The sequence below is a fragment of the Glutamicibacter sp. 363 genome (genome assembly GCF_052379505.1).
Lineage (GTDB): Bacteria > Actinomycetota > Actinomycetes > Actinomycetales > Micrococcaceae > Glutamicibacter.
Genome location: NZ_JBQSYR010000032.1, coordinates 26,326 through 39,829 on the forward strand (window position 1 = coordinate 26,326; position 13,504 = coordinate 39,829).

9 protein-coding genes are annotated in these 13,504 nt (G+C 64.3%); 4 read left to right on the forward strand and 5 right to left on the reverse strand.

From position 1 onward, the window contains the following. Positions 1 to 2: 2 nt before the first annotated feature. From xdhB to ACT3UA_RS16365, 4 genes are all read right to left on the reverse strand, one after another. Entirely contained in the window at positions 3 to 2,357 is a 2,355-nt protein-coding gene (xdhB, locus tag ACT3UA_RS16350; RefSeq protein WP_096286904.1) for a xanthine dehydrogenase molybdopterin binding subunit, read from the reverse strand. After that, entirely contained in the window at positions 2,354 to 3,859 is a 1,506-nt protein-coding gene (locus ACT3UA_RS16355; RefSeq protein WP_096286906.1) for a xanthine dehydrogenase small subunit, read from the reverse strand. The genes xdhB and ACT3UA_RS16355 overlap by 4 nt, the downstream gene beginning before the upstream one ends. Positions 3,860 to 4,147: 288 nt before the next feature. Next, complete coding sequence (locus ACT3UA_RS16360) at positions 4,148 to 5,662, reverse strand: NCS2 family permease (RefSeq protein WP_096286908.1); 1,515 nt, start codon at positions 5,660 to 5,662, stop codon at positions 4,148 to 4,150. Positions 5,663 to 5,674: 12 nt separating this feature from the next. Beyond that, positions 5,675 to 6,160, reverse strand: a complete 486-nt coding sequence (locus tag ACT3UA_RS16365) for a nucleoside deaminase (protein WP_096286910.1) — start codon at positions 6,158 to 6,160, stop codon at positions 5,675 to 5,677. A 623-nt stretch (positions 6,161 to 6,783) separates the two neighbouring features. On the opposite strand from ACT3UA_RS16365, the gene moaA reads away from it, so the two are divergent. The 4 genes from moaA to ACT3UA_RS16385 all read left to right on the forward strand — a co-directional run bounded on the left by moaA (position 6,784) and on the right by ACT3UA_RS16385 (position 13,090). Next, positions 6,784 to 7,827 carry a GTP 3',8-cyclase MoaA gene (gene moaA, locus ACT3UA_RS16370; protein ID WP_255248454.1) on the forward strand — a complete coding sequence of 348 codons (1,044 nt, stop codon included), beginning with the start codon at positions 6,784 to 6,786 and terminating at the stop codon, positions 7,825 to 7,827. 239 nt (positions 7,828 to 8,066) lie between these two features. Continuing rightward, entirely contained in the window at positions 8,067 to 9,434 is a 1,368-nt protein-coding gene (locus ACT3UA_RS16375) for an MFS transporter (RefSeq protein WP_096286914.1), read from the forward strand. Further along, a complete protein-coding gene (locus ACT3UA_RS16380) occupies positions 9,435 to 11,585 on the forward strand; it encodes a molybdopterin oxidoreductase family protein (protein ID WP_096286916.1) in 2,151 nt (716 codons plus the stop codon). Next, positions 11,582 to 13,090 carry an FAD-dependent oxidoreductase gene (locus ACT3UA_RS16385; protein WP_255248455.1) on the forward strand — a complete coding sequence of 503 codons (1,509 nt, stop codon included), beginning with the start codon at positions 11,582 to 11,584 and terminating at the stop codon, positions 13,088 to 13,090. Before ACT3UA_RS16380 ends, ACT3UA_RS16385 begins: the two co-directional genes overlap by 4 nt. 114 nt (positions 13,091 to 13,204) lie before the next feature. Here ACT3UA_RS16385 and ACT3UA_RS16390 read toward each other — a convergent pair whose 3' ends face one another. Further along, complete coding sequence (locus ACT3UA_RS16390) at positions 13,205 to 13,369, reverse strand: hypothetical protein (protein ID WP_176484196.1); 165 nt, start codon at positions 13,367 to 13,369, stop codon at positions 13,205 to 13,207. Between the last annotated feature and the right edge of the window lie 135 nt (positions 13,370 to 13,504).

Genomic DNA, 13,504 nt, shown 5'->3' on the forward strand with positions numbered 1-13,504 from the left:
GGCTAGTGCACCTTTTCCTCGATCAGGCTCGGCTCGCGCACGGATTCAATGGCCCAGAACACCGCCTCCGGTGTGGCCGGCGAGGCCAGCTGGACCGAGCAGCCGGCCGGACCGAATTCGGCCACCGCCTGCCGCAGCGCCTCGCGCACCGAGAAGGCCAGCATCAGCGGCGGTTCGCCGACCGCCTTGGAACCGTATACCGCTCCTTCCTCATGGGCCTTGTCCAGCAGCGAAACGTAGAAGACCTCGGGCATCTCGGAAAAGCTGGGGATCTTGTAGGTGCTCGCGGCCTGGGTGGCCACCCGCCCGCGCCCCGGACCATCCGAGGTATCCCAGCGCAGGTCTTCGAGGGTCAGCCACCCGGCGCCCTGCACGAAACCGCCTTCGATTTGGCCCAGATCCACCAGCGGCGAGAGCGAGTCGCCCACGTCGTGGACGATGTCCACTCGGGCCAGGGTGTAGGACCCGTCAAAGCGGCTGACCTCCACCTCGCTGGCGGCTACCCCGTAGGCGAAGTACTTGAACGGGGTGCCGGACATCTGGCTCAAATCCCAGTGCAGCCCCTCGGTACGGTAGAACCCGGCGGCCGAGAGTTGGATGCGCTGGAAGTAGGCGTCCCGCACGGTTTCTTCCCAGCTCAGCTCCTGGCTCTTGCCCAGTGCGGTGATCTTTCCGTTGCCGAATCGCACCTCATGCGCCGGAACGCCAAGCTTGCCGGCGGCGACCTGCGCCAGTCTGGCCTGGATCTGCTCGCAAGCGTCCTTCACGGCCCCGCCATTGATATCGCTGCCGGAGCTGGCGGCGGTGGCCGAGGTATTGGGCACCTTGTCCGTCCGGGTTGGCGCGATGCGTACCGTGGACAGCGGCACACCCAAGGTGGTGGCCGCGACCTGCAGCATCTTGGTATGCAGGCCTTGGCCCATCTCGGTGCCGCCGTGGTTCACCAGCACCGAGCCGTCCTTGTAGACCAGCACCAGGGCGCCTCCCTGGTTGAAGGCGGTGAGGTTGAAGGAGATCCCGAACTTCACCGGGGTGAGGGCCAGGGCGCGTTTGGTGTTTTCATTGCGCGCGTTGAATTCGCTGATTTGCGCCTCGCGCTGGGTGATCTGGGCGGATTCCAGCACCTGCTGCCAGGCCGCGTTGAGCCGTTCGGGATGGCGCACCGGCTGGTAGTACGGGGTGTCCTGTCCCTGCGCGTAGAAGTTGCGCCGGCGCAGCTCGCGGGCCGCGATCCCCAGCTTTGGGGCGACCCGGCCCAGGATGTCCTCCATCACCAGCATGCCCTGCGGCCCGCCAAAGCCGCGGAATGCGGTCTGCGAGGTCTTGTGGCATTTGGCAATCCTTCCGCGTACGCGGATATTCGGGACCCAGTAGCCGTTGTCGATATGGCACATCGCGCGGGTGAGCACCGGTTCGGACAGATCCAGACTCCACCCGCCGTCCGCGGTGAGGCCGGCGTCCAAGGCCAGGATCTTGCCCTGCGCGTCGAAGCCGATCTTCCAGGTCGCGTAGAACCCGTGGCGCTTGCCGGTCATGGTCATGTCCAGGGTGCGGTTCAAGCGAACCCGCACCGGACGCCCGGTGAGCACCGCGCCCAGCGCGGCGAGCGCCGCGTAGCCGTGCGGCTGCATTTCCTTGCCGCCGAACCCGCCGCCCATCCGCAATACCTGCACGGTCACCTCATGGGCCGGGATGCCGAGCACATGGGAGACGATATCCTGGGTTTCGGTGGGGTGCTGGGTGGAGCAATGAATCAATATCTGGCCGGACTCATCAACCAGCGCCAGCGAGTTCTGCGTCTCAAGATAAAAATGCTCCTGGCCGGAGAATTCGAAGTCCCCCTCAAAGACATGCGCCGCGTCGGCGAAGGCCCCGGCAATATCCCCCTTGTCGATGGTGGGCTTGATCCCGTGGAAGCTCTGGGCGGCAATGGCCTCCTTGATGGTGATCAGCGAGGCAAGCGGCTCGTAGTCCACCTTGACCGCCCCGGCCCCGGCCTTGGCGGCTTCCAGATCTTCGCCGAGCACCCAGGCCACCGGTTGGCCGTAGAACATCACCTCGTCGACCGGAAGCATCGGTTCGTCGCGATTGGCGCCCTGGTCGTTGACACCCGGGATATCGGCGGCGGTAATCACCCGCACCACCCCGGGAATTGCGCTGGCGCCGCTGGTATCGAGGCCAAGGATCTTCGCGTGGGCCTCGGTGGACTGCACCGGGTAGGCGTGGAGCACGCCGGTGAGCCGCTGCGCCAGATCATCGGTGTAGCGCGCGCTGCCGGTGACGTGTTCGGCCGCGGATTCGTGGCGCTGGCGCTGGCCGACTACGGGCGATTCCGGGCGTTGTGAAAGCTGGCTCATGAGATCTGCTCCCCCTTTGCTGCGTTGGTGCGGGCGAGCTGTTCGGCGAAAAAACGCTCCAGCGAGGACTTCAGCATCGCCTTTCGATAGCTTGAGCTGGCCCGGTGGTCATCCATGGGGGTGCCCTCCTGCGCCATCTGCTCGGCAGCCGCATGGATAGTCGCCAAGCACCACTCTTTGCCTTCCAAGGCGGCTTCGGTGGCGGTAGCTCGCAGCGGAGTGGCCGCCACTCCGCCCAAGCCGATGCGGGCCTTGGTGATGTAGTTGTTTTCCACGCTCACCGCATAGCCGATGGCCACCGAAGAGATATCGTCAAAGCGTCGTTTGGAGATCTTCTGGAAGCTGGTCAGGACCGCCAGCGGCAGCGGGATGCGGATCGCGGTGATCAGTTCCCCGGCGGCCCGCACCGTCTGCCGGTACCCGGTGAAGTACTGCGCCAAGGGCACGATGCGGCTACCCGAGGCGCTGCCCAGCACGAGGTCCGCTTCCAGCGCCAGCAGCGCCGGCGGGGTATCCCCGATCGGCGAACCGGTGCCCAAATTGCCGCCGAGGGTGGCGCCATTTCGGATGAGCCGGGAGGCGAACTGCGGGAAGAGCTGGCCGAGCAACGGGATCTTGCCGGCCAGAAGACGTTCGAGTTCGCTCAGCGTGCAGGCGGCGCCGAGTTCGATATAGTCTTCGCCGAAGTGAATTTGGCGCAACTCGGCAAGCCGGTCGATGGCCAGCACCGAGCGGGCCCGCGCACCTTTGATATTGACCTCGACACCCCAGTCGGTGCCCCCGGCCACGAGCAGGGTTTCGGGTTCCTCGGCCAGGATGCCAAAGGCCGCGTCCAGGCTGGCCGGGCGCCGGAAGCGACCGGTGCTTCCGGTGGGGGTGTCCACCCGCGTGATATCGGTGGACACCGCCGCCGGTGCGGCTTGCCCACGCCGGGTGGCAAGCTCATCTTGTGCATCCGGTGCGCCCAAGGCATAGGCCGCGTCACGAATGGGTCGATACCCGGTGCAGCGGCACAAGTTGCCAGAGAGCGAATGCAGATCGAATCCATTGGGTCCGCACCGGTGCTCCTCGCCGTGCTCCGCGATGACTGCGGTATTGGCGATTCGCTCCGGGCGGTAGTATTCGGCGGCCATGGAGCAGACGAATCCGGGGGTGCAATAACCGCACTGGGATCCGCCGCGATTGGCCATCTCCTCTTGCACCGGATGCAGGTTTTCCACGCTGCCCAGGCCTTCGGAAGTGATGACTTCCTGCCCGTCGAGCGATGCGGCCGGCAGCAGGCAGGCATTCAACGCCGTCCAGCGGGTCCCCTGCCTGTCGCTGCGGGCCACGAGGATCGAGCAGGCGCCGCATTCGCCCTCCGCGCATCCCTCCTTGCACCCGATGAGCCCTTCGCCACGCAGGAAATCCAGCGCGTTGGTATGCGGTGGGCCATCGAATTCACGGATGGTTCCGTTGACGGTTATTTGGCAGCTCGATTTTTCCGTTGTCTCGGCGGTCATGCCGCTGACACCTCCTGCACCTGAGAGCTCAGGCGCACTATGAATGATTTGGATGGTTGACTAGTTTCCGCCGGGGCCCAGCCCCGGGGAAACGCTCGATGAGCTGCGCGCGGAGGGCAGCCCTCCGAGCGCGGCGACGATTAGTCTCCGTGCGCGATCTGGCCCTTGGACCAGGCAACACAACCAGCCATGATTAGCCTCCAAATTTCGGATCATGGAAAATCAAGTTCATTCATTCTAAGTGAAGTGCATCACAGCCAGTGATGTCAACTTTTATTCACGAGGCGCTCAGCCAAGCAGTGTGGTGATCGGCCCTCGGGCGAAGTAGACCAGGAACCCGGCGGCAACCACCCACATCAGCGGGTGGATCTTCTTGTAGCGGCCGGCCGCGGTATTCACCACGACCCATGCGATGAACCCGGCCCCAATGCCATTGGCGATGGAGTAGGTCAGCGGCATGGTGATCAGCGTCAGGAAGGCGGGCAGGGCCGAGGAGAATCGCTTGAAGTTGATCTCGCGGATCTGCGCGCACATCATGGTGCCGACCAGCACCAGCGCCGCGGCGGCCACCTCGATGGGCACCACCGAGGTCAGCGGCGTGAAGAACATGGACCCCAGGAACAACGCCCCGGTGACCACAGAGGCCAAACCGGTGCGCGCCCCCTCCCCAATTCCGGCGGCCGAATCCACATACACGGTATTCGAGGATGAGGACCCCATGCCGCCGGCCACCGCCCCCAGGCCCTCGACCACAAATGCGGCCTTGAGCCTCGGGAAGGTGCCGTCCTTTTTCGCAAGGCCGGCATTTTTGGCCAGCCCCGTCATGGTTCCCATGGCGTCAAAGAAATTCGTGAACACCAGGGTGAAGACCAGCATCGTCGCCGCAAGCGCGCCGATGCGGGAGAAGGAACCGAAGAGATCGAAATCGCCGGCCAGCGACATGTCCGGCAGCGCGACCACCTGCCCCTGGAGCACCGGAATATTCAGATGCCAGCCGTGCGGGTTATCCGCGCTGCCCGCCCCGATCTTGAAGACCAGCTCCGCCACCACGGCCAGCACGGTGGAGACCACGATGCCGATCAGGATCGCGCCTTGCACTCCACGAGCCACCAGCGCGCCCATGATCAGCAACCCCACCACGAAGACCATCGTCGGAATCGACACGATCGATCCGCCATCGCCCAGCTGGACCGGAGGACCTGCGGGAGTGCGGGTGACAAAGCCGGAGTCCACGAACCCGATGAAGGTAATGAACAGGCCAATGCCCACCGTGATCGCGGCCTTCAGATCCTTCGGGATCGCCCGGAAGATGGCGGTTCGAATGCCCGTCATTCCGAAAATCACGATCAGCACGCCGTTGATCACCACCAGCCCCATGGCTTCGGCCCAGGTGACCTCCTGGATGACCGAGACCGCGAGAAAGGAGTTAATGCCCAGTCCGGCGGCCAGCCCAAAGGGCAGGTTGGCGATCACCCCGAACATGATGGTCATAACCCCGGCGGTCAGCCCGGTCATGGCACCGACCTGCGCTGCCGGCAACCAGGTGCCGGCGACATCCACCGGGGCGGCGTCGGCGCTGAATCCGCCAAGGATCAAGGGATTGAGGATGACGATGTAGGCCATCGTGAAGAAGGTGACGATTCCACCGCGGAATTCCCGCGCGAGCGTGGAACCTCGTTCGCTGATCCGGAAGTACGCATCAAGCAGATTGCGTGGACCCCCGGGAAGCGATTGCAGGCTCTCCGGCTTGGCTTCCTTGCCCGTTTTTTTCGGTTCGGCTTGCGGGCGACTTGTCATAGTCATGGCCCCGGTCCCCTAATAGTCCGTCCGGGTCTCTAGCGAGTCCCATTCCTGGAAGGGCTTCAAATGCTCCTTGCTGGCACTCTGGAAACAATCCACCGGCATCAGCGCGCGGCTGGAATTGGGTTCAAAGTATTCATAGAACACCGCATCATCAAATCCAGCGTCGGTGGCGTCATGCCGGTTGGCGGCGAAATAGACCTTGTCGATGCGCGCCCACAGCGAGGTCGCCAGGCACATCGGGCACGGTTCGCAGCTGCTGTAGAGCACGCAGCCGCTCAGGTCGAAGGTGCCCAGCGCCGCGGCCGCATTGCGGATGGCCACCACCTCGGCATGGGCCGAGGGGTCGTTGTTCGCGGTGACCCGGTTGACTCCCTCGAAGACCTGCCCCGAGGCAGAGACGACAACGGCCCCGAAAGGACCTCCGTTGTTGCGGACATTGGTAGTGGCAATTTCGATGGCCATCGAAAGATAGTCTTGGCCAGTGGTAGTAACGCTCATCGCGTGGCTCCTCATGCTTCGGACAAGCCAGCCGAACGGTCCCGTTCATCTCGGGCGCCGGCCGCACTTATCTGCTGAAATAGATCAGTTGCACGCCCGGTAGATAGCGACCCAGAGCTGGGTGCCCGCCATAGACAGCTACGAGATTATCAACGGAATGTGACCTGCGCAACACTTTTTTGAAATAGCTTTTTCGCATCATGAACATTTTGCGCGCTCAGATTCGACCTCGTTTCGGCACCGACAAGTGCCGATGAGAAGCACCGGCGGAAGCCCAAGGAAGAAAAGAAATCCACCAAAACCTTGCGCCTGGGCCTGCCAGGGAAGGCGGATCAATCGAAGAAGCAAATGCAGCAGCCGCGCTGCCAGCGTCACTTCCGACGTCAAAGACGGCCGAAGTGATGCGGGTCAACGTGATCCAAGGTATTCTCGACTGAGAATCACTTGTCTCTTGCCGGCGCCCCTTTGGCGACATCGAATTTTCGCCGCGGACCATCGGCGGCCAGGCCTCAAGAATTCAAAGATGACCTACCACCTCGGTAGCTTCGCATATTGCGCGGATGCAGTCTCCCCCTGCCAATAACTTGAAGCCGCCCCATCAGTACTTTTTCAGGAGGTGCACCGTGGCTCTGAACGTAGATCCCATCAAAGTGGCAGACGCTCGCGGCCGAGCATTGCGAGACCTGCGGATCTCGGTGACCGACCGGTGCAATTTCCGTTGCGTCTACTGCATGCCCAAGGAAGTCTTCGGCAAGGATTTCCAGTTCCGCGAACGCTCGGAACTGCTGAGCTTCGAAGAAATTGAACGGCTTGCGGGGATCGCGGTATCCCTGGGGGTCAGCAAACTCCGACTCACCGGCGGCGAGCCGCTGCTGCGGCGCGGCATCGAGGACCTGATTTCCCGGCTGGCGGCGCTGCGCACGCCGGAAGGGAATCCGGTGGATCTCGCGATGACCACCAACGGGTCGGCCTTGGCCATCAAGGCGGCCGCGCTCAAAGAGGCCGGACTGAACCGCGTGACGGTATCTCTCGATTCGCTGGACAATGAGCGCTTTCAAGCCATCAACGACGTCAAGTTCCCGGTCGACAAGGTTCTTGCCGCCATCGACGCGGCTGCGCTAGCCGGCCTCGGCCCGGTGAAGATCAATACCGTGCTCAAGCGCGGAGTCAACGACGACGAAATCCTGGACCTCGCCGAGCACTTCCGCGGCAGCGGGCATGTGCTGCGCTTCATTGAATACATGGATGTCGGAGCCTCCAACCAGTGGCAGCTGGAAGAGGTTGTGCCCTCCGCCGAGGTGATCGAGCGGATCTCCGCCCGGCACCGGCTCGAACCCGCCGCTCCGACGCAAATGGGAGAGACCGCCAAACGCTGGAAGTACGCCGACGGGTCGGGGGAAATCGGCGTGATTTCCTCGGTCACCGGCGCCTTTTGCGGCGACTGCACCCGGGCCAGGGTCTCGGCCGAAGGCCGGCTGTACACCTGCCTCTTCGCCTCCGAAGGCACGGACCTGCGCGCCTTGCTGCGCTCCGAGGCCACCGACCGGGATATCGCCTTGGCGCTCGGCGGGCTGTGGAGCAAACGCGATGACAACTATTCGGAGCTGCGCGCCGCCTTGGAGCCAGGGGACCGCAAGCGCATCGAGATGTCGTATATCGGCGGGTAACTCCGTCGGCGCACCGCCTGAGACTCTCGGAAATATGAGCTGCCACTAGGCACAACACCGCTGATTTCGAACAAGTTACGTGGACCTATCGCCGCTGAGGCAAGCGCCGTGAATTTAAATTCCCTTGGGTGCAACACCGAGCGCACCTAGGCGAAATACCCCTCTGGAAAGCTGAAAGCACCAGCCAGCAGCGAGAGGGAACGATTCGCGTGAGTATCAAGATAGAGTCAGAACCCCAGATGGATCGCGGTGCCGCTACAGCCGACGCGTCGCTTCAATTGTCCAAGGGACGCTGGATCAACAACTGGGACGCCGAAGACCCGGCATTCTGGAATAGCGTGGGCCAGAAAACCGCGGCGATCAACCTTCGCTGGTCGATCTTCGCCGAATTCCTCGGCTTCGTGGTGTGGCAGCTATTCGCCATCGTTGCGGTATACCTGCCGGCGGCCGGTTTTGAATACAGCACCTCCCAGCTCTTCTGGCTGATCTCCATGCCAAGCCTTGTCGGTGCCACCCTGCGCATTCCCTATACCTTCATGGTGGCCCGATTCGGCGGACGCAACTGGACCGTCGTCTCGGCCTTGCTGCTGCTGATCCCGGCCGGTGGCCTGGCCCTTGCCGTGGCGAATACCAGCACCCCGTTCTGGGTCATGCTTTCGCTGGCAGGCCTTGCGGGGTTCGGCGGCGGCAACTTCGCTTCCTCGATGGCCAATATCACCTACTTCTACCCTGCGGCGCAGAAGGGTTGGGCCTTGGGCCTGAACGCCGCCGGCGGCAACCTCGGCGCGGCCGTGGCCCAGCTGCTGGTGCCGATCGCCATCACCATATTCGCCGCAGACTCCCTGCAGCTGCCGATGGCCGGCATCGTCTGGATCCCGTTCATCCTGCTCGCCGCCTTCGGCGCCCTGCGCAATATGCATAACCTGTCCAACGCGCGCTCGGATCTGCGCGGAGCGCTGGCCTGCCTGCGCGAGCCGCATCTATGGATCATCTCGTCCCTGTATATCGGCACCTTTGGTTCGTTCATTGGCTTCTCCGCGGTTTTCCCGAAGCTGATCGCAGATACCTTCACCGAATATTCGGGGTTCGCGCTGGGAACCGCCACGATCACCCTGGCTTTCCTCGGCCCGCTGGTCGGTTCGCTGGCCCGCCCCTACGGCGGCAAGCTCGCAGACCGCTTCGGCGGAGCGCGCATCACCCTGGCCTCCTTGTCGCTGATGGCGCTGATCACCGTGGGGCTGGTCCTCACCCTGTCCGCCACGAATTTCTGGGTGTTCCTGGGACTCTTCCTGGTCCTGTTCACCGCCAGCGGCGTAGGCAACGGCTCGACCTACCGCATGATCCCCGCCGTCTTCGCCCTGCGGGCGGACAACGGCCGAGACAGCGTCGGAGCGGCGCGTAAGTCCGCGGCCGCCTTGGGCCTGATCTCGGCCATCGGCGCCTACGGTGGATTCCTGGTCCCGCAGGCCCTGGGGCTTTCGGTCTCCAGAGCCGGATCCTACCTCCCGGCATTCTGCGTCTTCGTCGGGCTGTACCTGCTGCTGATGGCAGTGACCTGGTTCTGCTACGTACGCCGCGGCACCATCTTTGCACAGCAAGGAATCTAGATGGCCTCCCGCACCGATTCGCACTGCCCCTACTGCGCCTTGCAATGCGGCATCACCCTGGAATCTGCCGCCACCGCGCAGGCAGCCGAACCGGTGAAGCTGAAGGGGCGGAACTTCGAAACCAACGGCGGGGCGCTGTGCCGCAAGGGCCATAGCGCCGCCCGGTTGCTGGGCCACCCCGACCGGGTGACCGAGCCGCTGCTGCGCCAGTCAGATGGCTCCTTTGCGCCCATTCGTTGGGAAGAGGCACTGGATTTGATTGCCGAACGCGCCGCCGCCATCCGGGCCGCGCACGGCGCGGATGCGGTGGCGGTATTCGGCGCCGGCGGATTGACCAACGAGAAGGGCTACCAGCTGGGCAAGTTCGCCCGGTTGGCGCTGGGCACCTCGCGCATCGACTACAACGGCAGGTTCTGCATGTCCTCGGCCGCCATGGCCGGCAACCGCAGCTTCGGCTTGGACCGGGGGTTGCCATTCCCGCTGGCCGACCTCGACGGGGCCGGGATGATCCTGCTGCTCGGTTCCAATGTTGCGGACACCATGCCGCCGTTCGTCCGCCATCTGGAGGGAGCCCGGAGCAGCGGTGGGCTGATCGTGGTGGATCCGCGACGCTCGGCCACCGCCGAGCTCTCCGCCGACGGGGCCGGATGGCATCTGCAGCCCACCCCCGCCACCGATCTGCAGCTGCTGCTGGGCCTGTCCCATGTGCTGCTCACCGAATCGCTGGCCGATGCACGGTACCTCGAAAACCGGACCAACGGACTGGCGCAGCTGCGCAGCTCGCTGGCCGCGTGGTGGCCCGAACGGGTGGAACAAGCCACCGGTGTTCCCGCCGCCGAAATCCGCCGCACCGCACGCGCGCTGGCCAAAGCCGCAGACAGCGCCCGCGCAGGTGGCCGCCCGGTCTACATCCTCACCGGCCGCGGCGTCGAGCAGCATGCCAACGGCACCGACACGACCACCGCAGCCATCAATCTGGCGTTGCTGCTGGGCCTGCCCGGTAGCAACGCCGGAGGGTTCGGCACCATCACCGGACAGGGCAACGGACAGGGCGGACGCGAGCACGGGCAGAAGGCCGATCAGCTGCCCGGCTACCGCAAGATCACCGACCCGGAACACCGCAAGCACGTGGCCAAGGTCTGGGGAGTTGACCCGGAGATCATTCCCGGTCCCGGAATTCCCGCCACCGAATTGCTGCACACCTTGGGTACCGAGCAGGGCTCGCGCATGCTTTTGGTCCACGGTTCCAACCCGGCCGTTTCCTCCCCGGATGCCTCGCGGGTTATCGAGGGGTTGCGCCGGCTGGACTTCCTGGTGGTCTGCGATTTCTTCCTTTCCGAAACGGCATCCGAGGCGCATCTGGTGCTCCCGGTGCTGCAGTGGGCCGAGGAGGAAGGAACCATGACCAACTTGGAGGGGCGGGTGCTGCGCCGCCGGGCCGCCCTGGCCGCACCAGGCCAGGCACGCAGCGAACTGTGGATTCTGGCCGAACTCGCCAGGCGCCTGGACTCCCCCGGCCACTTCTCCACCGACGCCCGCGAGGTCTTCGAGGAGCTTCGCCGCGCCTCCGCCGGAGGGCTGGCGGACTACTCGGGCGTGGACTGGGATGACCTCGATGCGGGGGCTGCCATCTATTGGCCCTGCCCTGCCGCAGCAACAATTTCCCGGGAGCCGGGGGTCCGTTCGGGTACGCCGAGGCTCTTCCTGGAACGTTTTGCCCATCCCGATGGCAAGGCGAAGCTCGTCGCGGTCTATCCAGCGGCCACTGCGCCACAGGACTCCCGGCCCGGCGCAATATCACTAGTCACCGGCCGGTTGCTGGAACACTACCAGTCCGGTGCGCAAACCCGCCGTGTGGCCGAGCTGCAGGCGGCGGCCCCGGACGCCAGACTGGAAATCCATCCGGCCACCGCGCTGCGCCACGGCATCACCGACGGCCAGCGGGTGAAGGTGGGCAGCGGCCAAGGCGACATGGTCGCACGCGCCACGCTGACCACCAAGATTCGCCTGGACACCGTCTTCCTTCCCTTCCATTTTCCCGGCAAGAATAACGCGAACATCCTGACTCCCGCGGTCGTCGATCCGCTCAGCGCCATGCCCGAGTTCAAGCATGTCCCCGTCTCGCTATGCCCCTTAGGAGAAGAGTCTTGAGTTTGCAGACCAAGGAACGCATTGTCATCATCGGTTTCGGCCCGGTGGCTGCCTCCCTCGTTGAGGGACTGCTGCCCGCAGTGACCGCCGGAACCATAGAGCTGATCGTGGTGTCATCCGAAAAGCACCTGGCCTACAACCGCGTGCTGCTCGCGGAGCTCGCCGTCGGCGCCACCCGCGCCGAGCACCTGGGCATGGTCGATGAAACCCGCTTGCGCAATGCCGGGGTTGTCCTGCAATTGGGCCGCACCGTGAAGCGCGTAGACCGTTCCCGCCGCCAGGTCCTGCTCGAAGACGCCGGTCCGCTGAGCTACGACCGGTTGGTCTTCGCCACCGGCGCCCGGCCAACGATCCCCGCACTGAACGGGTTGAACTTCGACCCGCGTTCCGAGGCCAGACTCCCCCAGGGTGTGTTCGCACTGCGCACCCTGGAAGACGCGATGAACCTCAACAAGGTTCTGCAGGGCAACGGCCGGGTGCTGGTGCTCGGCGGCGGAGTCCTGGGCATCGAAGCGGCGCTGGCCATGGCCGAAGCCGGGCATCGGCCGGTGCTGATCCACCACGGGCCGGCCCCCTTGGGAAGGGTGGTGGATGCCGACGGCGGCACATTGCTGATCCGCAGCCTGCGCGCCGCCGGTGTCGAGGTGATCTCCGAGGCTCGCGCCACCGGAATCCAGAAGGATGAAACCGGATTCACCGGACTGGTCACGCAAACCCACGGCGTCATCGAAGGAGCAGCCCTGGTGCTGTCCACCGGAGTGCGTGCGCGCACCGAGCTGGCCTCCAGCTGCGGGCTAGCGGTCAACCGCGGAATCAAGACCAACGAATATCTCGCCGCGGACATCGAACATCGCATCTTCGCCATCGGCGACTGCGCCGAGGTCGCCGGCCAAGCGCCGGTGGGCCTGCTCGCCCCTGGCTGGGCCCAAGCAGGCTGGTTGGCCCAATATATGCTCAGCACCCCGGCTCCGGGACCGGCCGATCCAAGCCTGCACGATCCGATCAGCCTCGCACCTCCGTCCCTGGAATCCTCGGATGTCCTGATGCTCAAGGGCCAAGGACTTGAAGTGGCCGCGGGCGGAGACATCTCCGCCGGGCTTTGGGACGAGTCCGGCAGCCAGGTCACCGTCTTCGCCGATCCGGCAGAGGGCAAGTACCTGAAAATGGTGTCGCAGGCAGGGGTTCTCACCGGATTCCTCGCCATGGGGCTGCCGCGAACCAGCGCGGAATTGGTGCTCAGCTACGAACGCGGCAGCACGCTGCCCGCGGACCGTTCGACGCTGCTGCGGCTTGATGATCCCGGAATGCTGGAACCTGCGGGGGCACCGGGACCGGATGACCAGCTCTGCCGTTGCTCCGGAGCCACCCACGGCCAGGTGGCCCATGCGGTGGAGGCAGGGTGCGCCACGGTGGCCGAAGTGGGCGAGTCCTGCCGGGCAGGCACCGGTTGCGGCGGCTGCCGCGCGGTGATCGAAGCGCTGCTCAAGACGCCAGTTCCGGCGTGAAGACCGCCTGATCCGAAACCGGATACCGGCTGAGCGGTTGAAAGATCCCTTGCCTTCGCCGACGAGCTTGGGTGGGCCTCGCGAAATCCGTCAGTCGAATTTGATCTCGCATCACTACAGCGTGGAAACTTCTCGAAGTTTCCGAGCAATCTTCTGCCAGTTATTCAATTGCCCCTTGTCCAACGGCTCTTCCGGACTCGTTGCCCAGGTGGAAATGTCCGTACTGTCAATGGACTGCGCAAGGTAGCAAATGACTTGCCGCTTAGATTCGGTGGACATTTCTGCACCTATGTATTCGGCATTCTCTACATCGGCGATCCGGAAATTTTCAAGTCAAGTGAGACCACTAAGTCTTAGGCCAACATCTTTTCTCCATCTTCCTGCTTGATCGGTTCGTTAATCCAAGCCACTTCA